15 protein-coding genes are annotated in these 17,384 nt (G+C 45.3%); 5 read left to right on the forward strand and 10 right to left on the reverse strand.

The genetic code is table 11. The features are described from left to right. Nucleotides 1–185 precede the first annotated feature (185 nt). The gene (gene purS / locus QT998_RS12935) at nt 186–470 is read right to left on the reverse strand and encodes a phosphoribosylformylglycinamidine synthase subunit PurS (RefSeq protein ID WP_333087492.1); all 285 of its coding nucleotides are present in this window, start codon (nt 468–470) and stop codon (nt 186–188) included. A gap of 392 nt (nt 471–862) precedes the next feature. Between purS and QT998_RS12940 the strand changes: the two genes are divergently transcribed. Continuing rightward, nucleotides 863–1,255 (forward strand): Fur family transcriptional regulator, encoded by a 393-nt coding sequence (locus QT998_RS12940; RefSeq protein WP_194009360.1) that lies wholly within the window; start codon nt 863–865, stop codon nt 1,253–1,255. Nucleotides 1,256–1,552: 297 nt separating this feature from the next. Here QT998_RS12940 and QT998_RS12945 read toward each other — a convergent pair whose 3' ends face one another. Both QT998_RS12945 and QT998_RS12950 read right to left on the reverse strand, forming a co-directional pair. Beyond that, a complete protein-coding gene (locus tag QT998_RS12945; RefSeq protein ID WP_333087312.1) occupies nt 1,553–2,530 on the reverse strand; it encodes an SPFH domain-containing protein in 978 nt (325 codons plus the stop codon). Nucleotides 2,531–2,719: 189 nt separating this feature from the next. Further along, complete coding sequence (locus QT998_RS12950) at nt 2,720–3,151, reverse strand: NfeD family protein (protein ID WP_194065929.1); 432 nt, start codon at nt 3,149–3,151, stop codon at nt 2,720–2,722. Between the two features lie 339 nt (nt 3,152–3,490). Between QT998_RS12950 and QT998_RS12955 the strand changes: the two genes are divergently transcribed. Beyond that, a complete protein-coding gene (locus tag QT998_RS12955) occupies nt 3,491–5,707 on the forward strand; it encodes a protein phosphatase 2C domain-containing protein (protein ID WP_333115390.1) in 2,217 nt (738 codons plus the stop codon). A 25-nt stretch (nt 5,708–5,732) separates the two neighbouring features. On the opposite strand, the gene QT998_RS12960 is transcribed toward QT998_RS12955, so the two are convergent. The 6 genes from QT998_RS12960 to QT998_RS12985 form a co-directional block, all read right to left on the reverse strand. Further along, entirely contained in the window at nt 5,733–6,821 is a 1,089-nt protein-coding gene (locus QT998_RS12960; protein WP_194065927.1) for an ABC transporter ATP-binding protein, read from the reverse strand. 289 nt (nt 6,822–7,110) lie between these two features. Beyond that, the gene (locus QT998_RS12965; RefSeq protein WP_194065926.1) at nt 7,111–8,172 is read right to left on the reverse strand and encodes an ABC transporter substrate-binding protein; all 1,062 of its coding nucleotides are present in this window, start codon (nt 8,170–8,172) and stop codon (nt 7,111–7,113) included. Nucleotides 8,173–8,222: 50 nt separating this feature from the next. Continuing rightward, nucleotides 8,223–9,080 carry an ABC transporter permease gene (locus QT998_RS12970; protein WP_194065925.1) on the reverse strand — a complete coding sequence of 286 codons (858 nt, stop codon included), beginning with the start codon at nt 9,078–9,080 and terminating at the stop codon, nt 8,223–8,225. 498 nt (nt 9,081–9,578) lie between these two features. Further along, nucleotides 9,579–10,451, reverse strand: a complete 873-nt coding sequence (locus QT998_RS12975) for an ABC transporter permease (protein WP_333115386.1) — start codon at nt 10,449–10,451, stop codon at nt 9,579–9,581. Nucleotides 10,452–10,606: 155 nt separating this feature from the next. Then, on the reverse strand, nt 10,607–11,350 hold the full coding sequence (locus tag QT998_RS12980) for an OmpA family protein (protein ID WP_333115385.1): 744 nt from the start codon (nt 11,348–11,350) through the stop codon (nt 10,607–10,609). 154 nt (nt 11,351–11,504) lie between these two features. Continuing rightward, nucleotides 11,505–13,724, reverse strand: a complete 2,220-nt coding sequence (locus tag QT998_RS12985; RefSeq protein ID WP_333115383.1) for a hypothetical protein — start codon at nt 13,722–13,724, stop codon at nt 11,505–11,507. 183 nt (nt 13,725–13,907) lie between these two features. On the opposite strand from QT998_RS12985, the gene QT998_RS12990 reads away from it, so the two are divergent. Next, the gene (locus QT998_RS12990) at nt 13,908–15,419 is read left to right on the forward strand and encodes a hydroxysqualene dehydroxylase (RefSeq protein ID WP_333115381.1); all 1,512 of its coding nucleotides are present in this window, start codon (nt 13,908–13,910) and stop codon (nt 15,417–15,419) included. A 274-nt stretch (nt 15,420–15,693) separates the two neighbouring features. Here QT998_RS12990 and QT998_RS12995 read toward each other — a convergent pair whose 3' ends face one another. Beyond that, nucleotides 15,694–16,107 carry a peptide chain release factor 1 gene (locus QT998_RS12995; protein ID WP_333087303.1) on the reverse strand — a complete coding sequence of 138 codons (414 nt, stop codon included), beginning with the start codon at nt 16,105–16,107 and terminating at the stop codon, nt 15,694–15,696. A gap of 164 nt (nt 16,108–16,271) precedes the next feature. Between QT998_RS12995 and QT998_RS13000 the strand changes: the two genes are divergently transcribed. Both QT998_RS13000 and QT998_RS13005 read left to right on the forward strand, forming a co-directional pair. Further along, nucleotides 16,272–16,478: a hypothetical protein gene (locus QT998_RS13000; protein WP_194009348.1), complete on the forward strand. Its 207-nt coding sequence runs from the start codon at nt 16,272–16,274 to the stop codon at nt 16,476–16,478. A 347-nt stretch (nt 16,479–16,825) separates the two neighbouring features. Beyond that, nucleotides 16,826–17,251: a DUF6335 family protein gene (locus QT998_RS13005; RefSeq protein WP_333087301.1), complete on the forward strand. Its 426-nt coding sequence runs from the start codon at nt 16,826–16,828 to the stop codon at nt 17,249–17,251. Nucleotides 17,252–17,384: the final 133 nt, after the last annotated feature.

The raw sequence follows: 17,384 nt of genomic DNA on the forward strand, positions 1-17,384 counted from the left end.
AAATCTTAGGTTTCTCTCGCTTGTATCAAAGTCTAGATCCCTCTAAATCCCTTAAGAAGGGGGAGTTTGAGTGCTCGTAGTTTTCGTGTTTTTAACAAAGAATTTGAGAACCCTCTTATCCCCCCCTTACTAAGGGGGGTTAGGGGGGGTCTCCGGGTTTAAAAACACGCTAGGGACGATCGCATTTATGCCGCCACTGTCTCCACAGCAACAGGAATTGCAGTCAAATCAAAGCGATAATTCTCAATAACTGGATTTGCCAAAAGTTGGTCGCAAACGCGATCGAGTTGTTCGTGGGCCTCCGATTCGCCCGCAGCAGTCAGCGTCAATTCAACGTACTTTCCGATGCGGACGCCCTCAACATTGTCGTATCCCATGTGTTGCAAACCGGACTGTACGGCAGTGCCGGCCGGGTCTAAAACCGAAGGGCGGAGGGTAACATAGATTTGGGCAAGATATTTCTGAGTCACGGGAATGTTGCGGTGGGTGATGTGCAAGTTAGCGCCCTTGTATTCTACAACCAGGTTGCGCGCGATCGACCTTGGAACTCCAATAAACTGCTACCATCCCCGGAAAATAGGGAGCATCTCAGTTTGCCAAAAAGCATTTTTTTATTGAGCGTGCGAGCCTTCCCGCTCCCGTATTGTACTCGCTCTTCGGGGACGATCGCACTATCAACGCCACCAGATGCTCCCCGAAAATCGTCGTGGAGTACCCAAAATTTTAGACTGCTGTTGGTGTTCCCAGATTAATCTGCAGCAAGTAAATCTAAAATCTAAAATCTAAAACCAACTGACTCTCCCGAGTAAGATAGCCTAGAAGCAGGGACAAATGTGATTCCAGCAGATTACACAAAAAAATTATGAGAACCAACCGCACCCGCAGTCAGGAGCGTATTTTAAACTTGCTCAAAGTCATGAATCGATCGCTCTCAGCGCAAGATATCTACTTAGAACTGCGTAACAGCGACCAAAGCATGGGCTTAGCAACCGTTTACCGCTCCCTCGACGGTTTAAAGCGAGAGGGGTTCGTTCACGTCAGAACCCTTGCTAGCGGCGAATCTCTCTACGGTGCCGCCCATCAAGACCAACATCACCTCACTTGTCTCGAATGCGGCGCATCCATCACGATCGATGAGTGCCCGGTTCATCACTTAGAAAGCCAATTACAACAATCTCATTCTTTCAAAATTTATTATCACACATTGGAATTTTTCGGATTGTGCGATCGGTGTACTTTGGCTCAAGAATCTTAAATAAGTCATTAGTCATTAGTCATTAGTCATTAGTCATTAGTCATGAGTCATTAGTTATTAGTAATTGGTTGTTAGTTATACCAAATCCGGGTTTGGGATACCCTTTATGAACCAGTCGGGGCCGGCCGACTTTGTTTGACTTTCTGGCGATTTCAACCGCCGAATCATCTTATTGGTTGCTCGGCGATTGAAATCGCTTCTTGTCAGACAATACCACTCCAAGCGAGTTGAATTAACTCTTAGCCTGCGGCGGACTTTATTTAAAAAAAAGCAATTTTAATCGCCTATTTTAACCCACTAAGACAAATTCTTCAACTCATTGTTAGTAACAGGATCGCTCACAATCGATCGCAATCCTTCCATCGTAGCGGGGATGCTGCGCGGATCCATAAACATCACCTTGCTGCTGTCGCTGCTGCCAATTTTTAAGCCCATATCCAGATAGTTTTGAGCTAACAAAAACTGTAAAGCTTCCCGCGCATTGGGGTCGTTTTGCAGGGTTTTGCCGATAATTTGCAAGGCCTCAGAAGTAGCTTGTGCTTTCAAAACCTGACTTTGGCGTTCTGCTTGGGCTTTCAGGACGATCGCCTTTTGTTGAGCTTCCGCCTCCAAAATAGTAGCTTTTTGGCGCGCTTCTGCATCCAAAACCTGCGCTTCCGCCTTACCTTTGGCGCTGTTAACTGCTGACTCGCGTTCGCCCTCGGATGTCAAAATCGACGCCCGCTTCCGGCGATCGGCTGCCATCTGCAATTCCATCGATTCCTGTACAGTTTTAGAAGGGATAATATCGCGCAATTCTACCCGCGTTACTTTCACTCCCCAAGGATCGGTAACAATATCTAAATCTTTGAGCAAGATTTCATTAATTTGAGAACGAGCCGTAAAAGTTTGTTCGAGATCCAGTTGACCCATTTCCGCGCGAATTTGAGTCAGCACCATATTTACCATTGCTGACTGAAGATTCTCAACTTTGTAACAGGCTTTGTCCAAGTCTACAATTCGCCAGTAAACCACAGCATCAACCGTGATCGAAACGTTGTCGCGGGTAATACAAGCTTGCGGGGGAACATCTAAGACTTTTTCCCGAATAGTTTGCTCGTAAACTACGCGATCGAAAAACGGTGTCACAAAATTCAAACCAGGTTCGAGTTTCTTGCCATTATATTTACCTAAAGTCTCTACTAATGCTTGATTTCCCTGATTGATAATCTTGACGGAACCTGCGAGGGCTGAACCGCCTAATGCTAAAAACACGAGTAAAAATAATTGTTCCACAGTTGCCTCCTATCAATTTTGAATGTTGAATGTTGAATGTTAACTGTTGACTGTTGATTGTTAACTGTTGACTGTTGTTCACTAATGACTACTGACTAATGACTACTGACTACTGACTACTGACTACTGACTACTGACTACTGACTACTGACTACTGACTACTGACTACTGACTAATTACGCATTTGGTTTAAGAATGCAATAAGTTTTCTGGTAAAACTATCAAAGTAGTGCCTTTTCGTCCCACGACAATGACGTTTTGGTTGGGAGGGATGGTGGCCTTGGTGTCTTCGCAACGAGCTTGCCAAGAATTCCCCTCATAAATCACCCGTCCAGCTTCGCCGGGGGGAATTTCTGTTAAAGTTTTAGCTTCGTGAGAATCTGCGATCGCCCTTACCTTGCCTTTTGGTATCAAGCGCCGGGAGACCAGCACAAAAACTGTCGAAAATACCATCCACAGGAATATCTGTAAATTAACATAAGGTAAAACTAGAGAGCATCCAGCTACAGCGAAGGCGCTCAGCCCCATCATAAAAGCCACAAAAGCAGTCGGGAGAAATAACTCTGCCAAACAGAGCAAAGTCCCAGCTAGCAGCCAAAGAAGCGTGGGAGTCAAGATCATAAAAGAATTGGTGATACTATGAAATATCTTAGATTGGAAATTTGAGATTTTAAAAGTGCCAACAACAGACTCTGCAAGGGTTTGCGAATTGCTGGCCCGATCGCGGTATCGGGTTGAGGCTGCTCCGGCCCCAGTCAGGGTTCGATCGTACTCAAAGTTAAAGTTTTAGTAACTTAGATTACAATTCTAGCCGATCTCCATTGGCAGCAACTACAATTTCTAGCGCCCCAAAGGCAGTTAAAAAATTGATAGGGGCTAAAATCAGTTTATTCTCAAGCTCGTGAATTGGAGCTGGAGAATCAAATATCTTCAGAATGTTTTTACACAAACTCTTTCGATATGATTAGTAGTTTCTCAGAACCCATTTATTGCCCGAATCTGAGCTGTCCCGAACCCCGCAATACCTTTGGCCGCCAGCACTGTGCAGCTTGCGAAACCAATTTAATTTATCGGTATTTGTGGGCTGTGGGCCCAGCAGCCGAGGAAGTGCCGGCGGGTAAGGTAATAGCCGATCGATATTTTGTCATTGCACCCCAACTCTGGCTAGAAAGCCGTCCATCTATTCCTCCTAGCGTCCCCGAACAACTGCCCGATAGCATCGCGCCATACCTGCATTTGTATCCCCAACGGCTGCATACGCCGGAAGTATACGGTTTTTGTTCCGTGGGGGAAGAACCCGAAGCCACTGAGGTGCTGTTGCTGGAAAATGTGCCAGTTAATAATTTTGGTAGCCTGCATCCTTCTATTTTAGAAGCTTGGGCTCACACCGGTGCGGCGCGCCAAGTTTACTGGCTGTGGCAAATGCTTCAACTGTGGACACCGCTTTCGGAACAAGGAGTCGCTGCGAGTTTGCTGGTACCGGAAAATTTGCGGGTGGAAGGTTGGCGGGTACGCCTGCTGCAACTGCACCCTGGAAATTTTGTACCGACGGTTAAGGATTTGGGAGATGTTTGGTCTGGTTTGGTGGAATCTGCCGCGCCAGAGGTGCAGTCGAGACTCGGAGAGATTTGTCTGTTTATGCGCCGCAGCAGCATGAATTTAGAGGCGATCGCCCTAGAACTCAACGATTTATTATTAGAACAAGCGGCTTTATTGCCCCTGCACTTAGAAGTAGTAGGCATGACTGATACCGGGCCGCAGCGCGCCAAAAATGAAGACAGTTGCTATCCCGTTGCTGCGGATTTACAATTTAGCAAAACTTCAGATGGCGACAAACTAATTCCTTACTTAACAATGGTTTGCGATGGGGTTGGAGGCCACGAAGGAGGAGAAGTTGCCAGTCAATTAGCGGTGCAGTCCCTGAAAGCTTTAGTTCAAAATTTGCTCGCAGAAATCGCTGAACAAGAAGAGTTGATGACGCCAGAAATGGTAATTAAACAACTCGAAGAAATAGTCAGAGTTGTGAACAATGTTATTTCCAATCAAAATAACGAGCAGGGAAAAGAGTTGCGGCAGCGGATGGGCACGACTTTGGTGATGGCCCTCCAGTTGCCTCAAAAAATTAAAGTTTCCGATGATTTACCGTCGAATAACAGTCACGAACTTTATTTGATCAATGTTGGAGACAGCCGCGCTTATTGGATTGGCAAAAATTACTGTCAGCGGCTGACTGTGGACGATGACGTAGCGTCAAGGGAGGTCAAGCTAGGACACAGTTTATACTGGGAGACTCAATTGCGATCGGATGCAGGAGCCCTGACTCAAGCTTTGGGCACGCGAGACGGCGATTTCCTGCGCCCGACGATTCAGCGATTTATTCTCGAAGAGGAAGGCTTACTGCTGCTGTGTTCCGACGGTTTGGCCGACAACGACTGGGTAGAGCAATCTTGGGAGAATTACGGCCCTCCGGTGCTAGAGGGTCAAATGTCTTTGGAAGCTGCTGTTCAGTCTTGGATTAGCCTCGCCAACGAGAAAAACGGTTACGATAACACCTCTGTCGTGGCGACTTACTGTCGGACTTCGCCGGAGAAATTGGTACTGTTTCCTCCCGCCTCAGCGCCAACCTCAGCAGCAGTGTCAGCGCCAGTGTCTCTCCAGTCGGTGTCCCTGCCAATGTCAGGGTCAGCATCTCTCCAGAAGACCGGGAAGATCCCAGAATCTCAGCTTTCAGAATCGTCCAAACAGTTGCTGTATCCCGAAACAGCCCCCGCCCCGGAACCAGTTCAAAAACAACAGTCCAAACGTTGGTTGCCGCTGCTGGGGCTGTTGGGGCTGATGTTAGCCTTTACAGGTTTAGGTTTGTGGGTACGCAGCCTCCAAAGCCCTCAGCCAGAGCCCGAACAACTTCCGCCACCGCCGGAAACTTCCGTCCCGAGTCCTGCAGAAAATCCCTCGCCCGGTTCACAGAGTCCCTCGCCCGGTGCTGAAAGTTCCTCGCCGTCGCCAGAATCAACTCCTGCCGAAATTCCCGCGCCGTCGCCAGAATCAACTTCTGGCGAAAGTCCATCGCCGTCGCCCGAATCAACTTCTGGCGAAAGTCCCTCGCCGTCGCCCGAATCAACTCCTGCCGAAATTCCCGCGCCGGAAGCGGAAACTCCTTCGCCTTCACCGCAATAAAGGAGATTTCAATCAGCGGGACGTTTTAAAGAATGCAGATACTTTCCGGCGGCACGGTAACTCGAACTCGATCGCCAATTTGGTGCCGCTGTAAGTCATCTCGGTGCAAGTTTTGTCGGCGAAGGGCGATCGAGCTTTTAGCAGTCAAGCGCACCCTATAGCGCGTATCAGTGCCAATATAAATCGCCTCTTCTACTGTTCCCGGCCAGCTATTTTCAGCATCGTAATTAGCCGGATAAATAGCAGCTTTTTCCGGCCGCAACACCAAGGTAACAGTTTTCCCGGCCGGCAAATCTTCTGCAGTCGCAACTAACACGGGCAACTCTTGGTCAACCAACACGACTACTTGACCCTGTTGCCTTTCTACTACTCGCCCGGTCAAAAAATTGCTGTCGCCAATAAAATCAGCAACAAACCGCGTTTTCGGATATTCATAAATATCAACAGGTGTCCCGACTTGTTGCAGTTTTCCTCCTTCCATCACTGCAATTCTGTCCGACATTGTGAGCGCTTCTTCTTGGTCGTGAGTTACATAAATAAATGTAATTCCCAATTTGCGCTGCATTTTTTTTAATTCTAATTGCATCTCTTTACGCAATTTTAAATCCAGCGCTCCCAGGGGTTCATCTAATAGCAAAACAGAAGGCTCTTTGACCAATGCCCTCGCCAGCGCTACTCGCTGCTGCTGTCCCCCTGACAGTTGGCGGGGATAGCGTTTTTCTACATCTGTCAACTGTACTAATGCTAAGGCTGCCGCCACGCGATCGCGAATTTTTGGCTGAGGCAAATTCTCCATTTCCAACCCAAATGCAGCATTTTGTGCTACTGTCATGTGCGGAAATAAAGCATAATTTTGAAATACCGTATTCACTGGGCGGTGAAATGGCGGGCGATTTTGCATCGGTTGGCCGTGAATGTAAATTTCGCCTGCTGTGGGAGTTTCAAAACCTGCGATCGTTCGCAAAGTTGTAGTTTTGCCACAGCCGGAAGGGCCGAGCAAAGAAAAAAATTCGCGATCGAAAATTTGCAGGTTGATGTTATCTACAGCTAAGAAATCTTGACTGCGGACACTTTTAAATATTTTGGAAATGTTGACAAGTTCGACTGCGTGCATTGTGTTAGTATCTATGAGTTATAGCATTTCGAGCGAAAGATGAGGTGCCGCTGGGCATTACCTCACAACGCGATCGAACTGCTATATGAGCAATAAAAAATATGAGTTATAGTCCGGTTAAACTGATATATTTTACTATTCTTAATTACTTGTTTAGGAACGGGCAAGATGCTTGTTCCACAAAACTTAATTTTATTGTGGAACGGGCCGGAGAGCCCGTTCTTAACGATGGCGCAACTCCAATACAAACTAAAAATTTAAGCAAACCAGCCCGCCACCTGTTTGATATCTACTTTCCAGATCCTGCTTTAACTTCCGTCCAAGCTCGATCGTACAATGCAGTTGTTTTCCCGACATCCTGCAAAAACTTCATTTTAGCAAGCACCTCAGCCGGCGGATAAATTTGAGGATTTTTCAAATCTTTAGGATCGATTAAACCTCGATCGAGGGCTGCTTTATTCGGCGAGCCAAAGTGGGTAAAATTAGAAATTTTTGCTCCTATCTCTGGTTCCAAAGTGAAGTTGATAAATTTCTCGGCTAACTCTTTGTTGGCTGCACCTTTGGGAATTGCCATATTGTCAGAAAACACAATGGTTCCTTCTTTGGGAATAGCGTAACGGAGATTTGGGCTCTCTTTCATCACCTGAAAAATATCGCCGCTCCATTCCATTGTCAAATTTACTTCTCCTTGCTCCAGCAGAGTTTGACCAGTGTCTGGGACAAAAGCGGCAATGATATTTTTATTTTTAATCAGCAAATCGCGGGCTTTGTTAATTTCTTCGGGATTTGTGGTATTTGGATCAAATCCTAAATACATTAAAACTCCTGCAAAAGTGTATCTGGCATCATCTTGCCATGCGACTTTTCCGTTATATTTGGGGTCGAACATCGCCGCCCAACTGTTGATATCGCCCTTGGTGGCTTTCAAGTTGTAGCCAATTCCCATTGTTCCCCACTGGTAGGGTAGAGAATACTTATTTTGGGGATCGAAAGATTGATTAATAAACTTAGCATCAAGGTGGATATTGTTGGGGATGTTCTGCAAATTTAGCGGCTCAATCATATTCTCCGCTGCCATGACTTTTACCATGTAATCGGCGGGAAATATTAAGTCGTAACCGGGGTTTCCCTGTTTGAGTTTGGCGTAGAGTGCGTCGCTGTTCTCGAAAGTGTCGTATTGAATTTTAACATTGTTCTCTTTCTCGAATTGGGCGATCGCTTCTGGGGCGATATAACTTGCATAATTGTAAATGTTGAGGACTTGCTGTTGGTTGCCACCTGTGGGGCTGCAGCCGAAAGCTACCGTTGCACTCATCACAAACAAAAGTAAAAATTTCAGCAGGCGTTTCATAGGTTTGGTGAGTTATATCGAACAATAATTATGACACAAAAAACATTTATTTAACTTTTTTGAACTTTTAGCGACGATACAACCAGCAACAAGGAAGCCAGCAACATCAAAGTTGAAATAGCATTAATCGCTGGCGTTACTGAAAATTTTATCATGCCGTAAACAAATAGTGGCAGAGTCATGGAACCGATGCCAGTGGTGAAGAATGTCACGACAAAATCATCTAGGGACAAAGTAAAAGCTAGCAATGCTGCGCTAAAAATAGCGGGCCAAATCAGCGGAAAAGTGATGCGCCAAAAAGTCCGCCATTCGTTAGCGCCCAAGTCAAAAGCTGCTTGTTCTAATTGAGGATCGAGTTCCGCCAAACGCGCCCTGACAGTAATCGTCACAAATGAAATATTAAAGACAACGTGACCGATAATTACTGTAGGTAAGCCGAGATTGAGGCGAATTCCGGTGAGATTTTCTACGATCCGAAATGCGAGAGTAAAGAAAACTAGCAGCGAAATGCCGATCGTAATTTCGGGCATAATAATCGGCAAAAACAGTAAAACTTCTACGGCTTTCCGTCCCGGAAAATGAAAGCGTTCCAACGCTAGCGCCAGCATTGTACCGAAAATTGTCGCTACCACAGTGGAAATAGCTGCAATCAGCAAGCTGTTGTTGAGTGCGGGCAAAATTCCGCTGCTGCTGCTGCTAGCAATCGTCGCACCTGTATTGCTAAATAAGCTGCGATACCAATCGAGGGTAAAACCGCGCCAAACGGCATTGAATCTGGAGGTGTTGAAGGAGTAAATAATTAAGATGAGAATTGGCAAGTAAAGAAAGGCAAATGCTAGTATAGCTTGTACCCATAGCCACTTTTTCCCCGTCGCCCGCACGAGCAAATCTAGTTTTGTTTTAGTCATTAGTTAGTGGTTAGTAGTTAGTGGTTATTAGTTAGTGGTTAGTAGTTAGTTGGTAGGGGCGGTGGTTATTTGTTAGTTGGTAGGGGCGGTGGATGGTGCGTGCCCACCCTCTTAGTTGTCAACAGTCAACAGTCAACAATCAACAGTCATTGGTAATTCGGAATTAGAATCAACAAATAACAAATAATACCAAATCCGGGTTTGGGTTCCCCTTTATGAACCAGTGGCCTCCGGCCGACATCGTTTGTGTAGACGCGGTTTCAACCGCCGGATCGTAAAGGGGGTATGTTACTCGGATTTGGTATAACAACTGCCACCAACAACCAATTACCAAAAACCATCGCCTCAAATAAATAATCTCATAAACCCGCCCTCACCTAACTGTAAATCTCAATTTATAGCGGTTCTCAAGCTTAGTGAGGTATGCCCAATGCCCTATATCCTATGCCCTATGCCCACTCCTAGCACCTCATGTTAGGCTCGAAAGGCTATACCTCTTTAAGTTTCATCAGAGACGTGGAAGTAAACCAAAACAGGAATCAATATGATTACTGTTAATAACATAGAAAGGGCGGAACCAAAGGGCCAATCGCGGGCTTTCATAAACTGATTTTGAATCAAGTTTCCCACCATTACTGTTTTAGATCCGCCCAATATATCGGGAGTAATAAAAGCGCCAACTGAGGGGACAAACACTAAGATTGAACCTGCAACTATTCCGCGAGTTGTCAATGGGAAAAATACGCGCCAGAATGTTCTAATATCATTTGCTCCTAAATCTTGAGCTGCTTCTACTAATGAAAAATTGAAGCGTTCTATGCTAGAATATAAAGGTAGAACCATGAAAGGTAAATAGCCGTAAATCAGACCGATCGCCACAGCGAAAGGTGTAAAAAGCAAGTTTAACGGTTCGCTAATAATTTGCAGGCTTTGCAGGGCTGTGTTAACTACTCCTTCGCTACGCAGCAAAATTATCCAGGCGTAGGTTCTTACCAAAAAGTTAGTCCAAAATGGAATAATTACTAGCAAAAGCAAGGCATTTCGCCAGCGGGGAGGACGGGTGGCGATGAAAAATGCTAGGGGATAGCCAACTAAAAGGCAAGCTGCGGTTGTTAAAAAAGCTAAAAAGAGCGATCGGCCAATTACTCCTAAAAAAAGTCCGCTGAACAAACGCTGGTAGTTGCTGAGAGTAAATATCGCAGTAACGCCGCCGTAAGTACCGCGTTCTAAGAAACTGTACAAAAGTACAATTAGCACTGGCAAAATGAAGAAAACAATCAGCCATGCAGTGGCGGGGAATAATAGCAGTAACAGGCTATACAATTTTCGATTTTCGATTTTCGATTTTCGATTGGGAAGGATCGATTTCATAAGGGTTTGTGGCTACCCGCGCGTGTTCTGGCTAATAATGATGCAACACATTTTATATCAAATCAGGCTTAAATACTTTCTTGATTTCTCAGTCTGCGGAGGCAAACGAGAGTTGTGCGGTAGCGGTTTCAGCGGTAAATTGCGATCGGGAATTTTCATTTTTTACCTTCGGAGGATGGTAATTGGCGGTTTAAGTCAACATTCAAGTTTTCGCGGCGGAATTGGAAGCGGAAGACTACTTTGCGATCGCCCGCTGCATTTTGATTCGGATTCGCATCTAATTCTCCCCGCCCAGAAACTAATACTTTCTGTTGCAATTGGGCTTTTTTAGGAAAATTTACCTCCTCGGAAAACATATAATTAGAAACAGCTAAAGCCCTTCGCAAACTCAGTTCCAGATTTTTTGGTTCTGCACCGGCAGAACTGGTATGTCCTTCAATGACAACACGAGAAATTTGTTTTTCAAACTGTTGGTTAGCAAAAAGCACTTGGCTGTAAATGGGAATGAAGGCTTGCAAAAACTTTTTCCCTTCTGGTTTAAGCACAGAACTGTTATTATCAAACAAAATGCGATCGCGAATACTGACATCTCCGGTTCCGGGGTCAACTGTAAAAATATCTTTGTTTCCAACTTTCCCTTCTAAAGCATTGACAATAATCTGCGGCAGTCCTTTAAATGCGTTTTGATATTGCTGCAATTCCTGTCGCAGTTTTTCCACCTGAAGGATTTTTTCATCGAGCATTTTCACCTTTTCGCTGAGTTGAATTTGCACAGTGATGAACAGGAGGGCGAACAACATCAGCAAGCCGGACATTAAATCGCCGATGGACAGCAAGACGCTGGAATCTTCCTCTTCTTCTATTTCCGGTACGTTGTCTAAATCTGATAAATCTTTCATTTTTGCACTGTTAATTAGTTTGTCGTGAGGACTTCAGCCCTCAACCTATTTCTAAATATCATCCCAAACGCGACCATATTCTCTAACTGGATGAGGACTGAAGTCCTTCTTTATCAGGAGTAAAGTCCTAAATACAAACCTCACTGTTGATAGCTTATTTCTTCGTTCCCAAATTATCAGCAGCAGCCACCAAATAATGAGCAACCTGCATTAAACCGTCAGAACTTTCTTGCAATCCGCTGCACACTTTCGCCATCGAAGAATCTGCTTGTTCAAAAAACTTGTGCTGGGATGACGTAGTTTTTTCCAAATAGCCAATTAATTGATTGTTACCAGACTGCAGCGCGCGATCGAACTGATCGCTCATATTTTGATACGCACTCTCAACCCGCCGCACTTGTTCTTGTTCCGCTTGCAAAGCTGCATTTAATTGATTCACCAAACTTGTATAGGTAGTTTGCAACCTTTCCCCTTCGACATTGAACTGATTTGCCATTTTTTCATACACGCTTTCTACCCGCAACACTTCTTGTCCGGTTATCTTGGCTAGTTCCTGCAACTGTGCCAATCGCTGGCTGGAATTCAACCCCACAGAATTAGCAAACTGGCTCACTTCTGCAGCTGTTGTCAAAATTTTGTCCATACTTTCGTCAACTTGCTGCGACATCAATTTGCGCTTCTGCGATTCTTCTTGAAAAACTTTTTGCAAGCCCAGTACAACCTGCGCTAAACCTTTTTGCTGTTTACCTAAAGTACCTTCTAATAAGTTGTTTTGTGCGGTAAAGAATTGCTGGAGAGAGGATTGATATGTAACCCGGAAGTTGTCTAATTCTTCCTGGACTGTAACGCGGGTATTTTGCAGCATAGTGTCAACATTTTGCAAACTACCAACCAGATTTTCTCGCGCTTTGTCCATCAGTCCGGAAGCTTCATCGCCAACTGCTTTAATGGTATCTGACTGAGTTTGAAAAGCTGCGTGGGTGGCATTTAAAATATTGGTCATTCTGGCTTCAACTCCTTCTAGCATTTCCTTTTCTTGTGCTGCTTGAGTGTGGAGAGATGCTTGCAAGTTATCTTGGATTCCTCTAAAGGTGTTGGCGGCTTCTTGGGCGCTTTCTTGGAATGCTGTTCTTTGGGCTTTCATGCCTTCAATACTTTCTCCAACTCCCGATCGCATTTCGGTAGCCATTTCTTGCAAAACGCCGTGGGTGTCTGTCTGAAACTGTCCTAAAATCTGCTGCAAGTTGGTGGCAAATTCCTGCAACTGCACTAATGTATCTTGCTGGAAAGTTTGAATTGTCAGGATAGATTGTGCTAAACTAGAAGATATTCCGCCCAATTCGTTCTTGAGTTCTCTGACAGCTTCGGATGCTGATTGAGTTAACTGGGCGCTTTGATCTAACCGCCCGACTACTGGTTCGATTACTTCGGTGCGGAGTCCTGAAAGTAGGTTGTTTAATATCTCTTCGCCTTGGTCGGCTTTAATTTGTTTGAGTAAGGATAACTCTTGGCGGATGTCTTGAAAAACTGGGGCCATTGCTAAACCGATTTGCTGTCCGAGTTCCTGGGGGTTGACATTGCTTTGAGCTTCGACGATTTGAGCAAAGCCGGTTTTCATTGTTTCGGTTGCAAGGGCGATCGCACTTTCAACATCGCCGCTAGAATTGGCGCGGGAAAATATTTGTTCTGGGGTTTGTAATTTGGCGATTTTATCTAATTTATTGCGTAAATTATCGCGATTAGCAATGCGCGCGCGATCGCCCCAAGCCAAGACAAGCGTAAATATGCTAGAAGAGCCCAAACCCATCAAAGAAGTCGAAAACGCTGTTTTCATTCCCTCCAGCAAGGTGCCGATCGATGGTAGCAATTCTTTGGTATCTTGCAAAGAACCCAAATTAACATCTTGCAAGCCGGTTTGAATGCCGTAAAATGTACCTAAAACCCCCAGCGCGACTAAGGTACTCGGTACAAACCGCCACTGACTTCGAGGTGCCGATCGCCCTAAAATTGCGGGATACTGAAACAACACAAACCGCCCGGATTTTACCTGCGCCCTGTAAGCATCGCCGCCTGCGGTAATTTCGCCCGCCAAGTGCTCGCTAAACCAGTCTAGCAGCAGTTTCCAGGTATCTGCAGGTGTTTCCCGCTGCTGCAGTGCGATCGCCCCTGATGTACCGCTGTCTGACTTCGAGCTCAAATAGTCGATCGCATCAGAAGTCGATCGGCTTTTCGCCCCCAGATACCGCTGATATTGCTTCACAGAAGTATACTCGCCCCAAACAGCCACGCCCAGCAAAATTAGCGCCGCCCAGTGAAAAATGCTGTTCTGCCAAATTACCCCAAAAATAGCAGTCAAATAATTAATTAATTGCATATTGACAACCCGTTTAATTTGTGTATTTTACTCGAATCTCAATTATCAAAAAAACCAACATTAACGTTTTAATATAACATTTCCCACCGTCAAAAAAACACTATAACTTTCAGCTAATCGATCGCATATTTCACTTTTATTCATAAATTATGTCATCATAAATCAAAAATGAAGAGGTACAAAATGTCAGCAGAATCGCCAGCCCCAAAAATAGTCGTCGTCGGCGCAGGATGGGCCGGTTTAGGAGCCACCTATCACCTGGCCCAGCAAGGCTACGACGTAACTTTGTTAGAAGCAGGCCCTCAGCCGGGAGGCTTAGTTGCGGGGTGGAAAACCGCCGGTGGGCGTTCCGTAGAAGCAGGCATTCACGGCTTCTGGTATCCCTACAAAAATATCTTTTCATTAGTCAAGGAATTAGGACTCGATCCGTTTACGCCTTGGACTCGTTCCTGTCAGTATTCCCCCGCCGGCTTGGAAGTAGAATCGCCAATATTTCAGGACGAGCCGCGACTTCCCACACCGTTAGGAACCTTTCTCTACACCAAATTTAAAAGACTGCCATTAGTCGATCGACTTTCAGCCTTACCTTTACTCTACGCCGTCCTAGATTTCGACAACTCCGACGCAGCTTGGCGCAGGTACGATCGCGTTACAGCCCGCGAATTGTTCAAACAATTTGGCGTATCTGCGAGGCTGTACCGCGATGCTTTTGAGCCGATGTTATTAGTAGGTTTATTTGCACCAGGAGAACAATGTTCTGCCGCCGCAGCTTTGGGAATGCTTTATTATTTCATCTTAGCACACCAACCAGATTTTGATGTCGTTTGGTGTCGGGGCACTGTCGGAGAAAAAATCTTTCGCCCCTGGGTCGATCGCCTGGAAAAAATTGGCGCTAAAGTCTTGACAAATCAACGAGTTACTGATTTAATTTTGGACAGCAACAACCGAGCTACTGGCGTGGTTTGTGGCCATAAAACCTTCGAGGCAGATGCAGTTATTTTTGCAGTTGGCGTTACTGGAATGCAAAAAATTATTAGCAGCAGCCCCGCTTTGCAAAGCCGCCAAGAATTTAGGGACGTAATGAATTTGGGTGCTGTTGACGTGTTAGCTGTTCGTCTCTGGTTTGACAGAAAAGTTAACATTCCGCTGCCTTCAAATGCCTGTTTTGGATTTAGTTCGACTACGGGTTGGACATTTTTTGATTTGAATGCTTTGCACGACGAATTCCGAGCGGAACCGGGAACAGTTGTCGAAGCTGACTTTTATCACGCCAATCAATTGATTCCCTTGAAAGATGAGGAAATTGTTGCTTTAGTGCAGCGAGATTTAGCGACTTGTATTCCCGCTTTTCGGGATGCTAAAGTAATTGACAGCAGCGCGATTCGCTTGTCGCGGGCGGTGACGCATTTTGCACCGGGAAGTTATCAGTATTTGTTGCCTGCGGTAACAAGTTATGATAATGTATTGATGAGCGGCGATTGGGTTGTTACCCGTCACGGTTCTTGGTCGCAAGAAAAGGCTTATGTTACTGGTTTGGAGGCGGCAAATTTGGTAATTTCGCGTTTCGGAATTGGCAGCAGAGCGGCAGTTATTCCTGTAGAGGCTGATGAACCGCACATTCAAATCGGGAGACAGATTAATCAGTTTGCTCGCAGTTTGACTAATACTTTTATTCCCGATTTTTGGCTGCCGTAATGAGAAGGAAGAAGTCCGTTGTCAGTTGTCATTGTAGGGTGCGTATTTTTTAGATTTAGTACAAAAAGCTATAGTTTTCTCTGATGACGCACCCTATTAATGATATCAAAAAAACCGGGGTTATTACCGATATTGACAGTTATTGTAGGGTGCTAAATGCACACTTTACAATAACTGCTTAAAGCAATAAAGTCCCTCTTCCTGATGACTATTGACTACTGACTAATGACTACTAACAACTAACAACTGCCAACTGACAACTGACAACTGACAACTATCGCCAATAAGGCCTGCCTTTCCAAAAAACTCCTACCGTAATTCCGATTAGTGCGGCTTCCGATAAACTTGCTAACAAAGGAGGTATGGGCAGAAATGACTTTAACACCAAACCCAATAGCACGCACAAAACTAAAACCCACAAATTAATTTTATTGAGCAAATATTGCTGATGCCAATGCTCTAAAAAGTACACTGCTAAAGCTCCCATTCCCACTGCGGCAACGAAAGGTATCAATATCCCTAGGGAGGAGCCGTAGAGAAGCGTCACGACGTTGCGGATTGCGCGCGATTGCGTGAAACCCCAGGCTAAAAATAGCTCAACTCCAATCACGATTGAGTTGACGAGGGCGGCAATTTGCAGCATTTCTCGCCAAGGTAAAAGTTTTAAGCGGCGCAGAGAATTACTCACGATCGGCAGATTCGGTAGGTTGCTTTGATTTTATAACAGTTTTGTCCGGGCGATCGACATTAACGACTATTTGTAAAGTAAAATGAAGACAAAGGGCAGTCTCTTGACAAATTCACCAAGAGCATCTGCCTGCTTGTTGTTGGAACTGTGAAAGGAAAAAAGTTATGGTGGAGAACACTGTCGATTGTGCTGTAGCTTGCGTCAATGGCTGCGTTTTGGGCGACAAATGCCCGAAGCGAGAATACGCGGCGGCAACGTCAAACTTTATTGAAAATACCTCTCTCGACAAAATGCTGGAAATGGCAGAGGAAGCGATCAGAAGGAAACGGACGGAACCTCCCAAATGGGTAATTCCTGATTTTCCCGAATAGAGTTAGCGCTACTTAGAAAAAGCATCGCCCTTTCAAATGGGCGATGTTTTTTGTATTCCCAATGAAATATAACATTTCTCAGAAAGATAAGGTGCCATCGGGCCTGGGGCGGAGCGAAGTGGAGGGATGGGGCATAGGGCATGGGGCATAAGGCATATCTCACAACGCGATCGAACCGCTGTAGCAGATCCAAATCAAGATATTTCTTGGGATAGAAGCTAAAAAAAATAAAAGCAGTTATACTGACAATTAATTAAAGCATTTGGCAATTAATGAATATTTAGATAAAGCCAATAGCTAAATTACGAACTATTGAATAAAATCAAAAGAAATTAGGAGAAAATATCGTGGTACAGCCAAAGAAACGAGCTGAAAAAATAACAGAAGAGCGCGAGAATTCCAGCGATTTGCCTCAAGAAATTACCGAATCTTACGGCACCGGCGTTATCGTTGAACCGGGATTGAACCAATATGAAATCACAACCTTGAACGACAGCGGTTCGGAATACGGTTCGAGCAGTTCCCAACTCAGCGGCGACGATGGCGAGGTTGCTGCGGCGGAACAAGAACGTGCTACTGGCGAGGAATTGGTGGGGGGAAGCGCTCCAACTCCCGACCAAGATATGGTTGACGAACTCGGAGCTGCGGCGGGCATTGAAATGGCCGACGGAGCTATTTTGCACACAACAGATATGCTGGAACATCGAGATGAAAGTCGGTGGGAATTAGACCCAAGTTCTGCGGAAGATTATCAGGATAGGCCGGATTTATAGGTTTATTTGTTGTTACTTTAGGGGAGCAATTGCCTAAATATTTGATTACTACGTAAAACGCAGATTGAAGGCCGACGCAATGCTCTTTTAATGCCGATCTTGTCAAGGTTCGTAATGTGGATGACTGTCCGCA

It is taken from the genome of Microcoleus sp. S1D4 (genome assembly GCF_036700765.1).
Taxonomy (GTDB): domain Bacteria; phylum Cyanobacteriota; class Cyanobacteriia; order Cyanobacteriales; family Microcoleaceae; genus Microcoleus.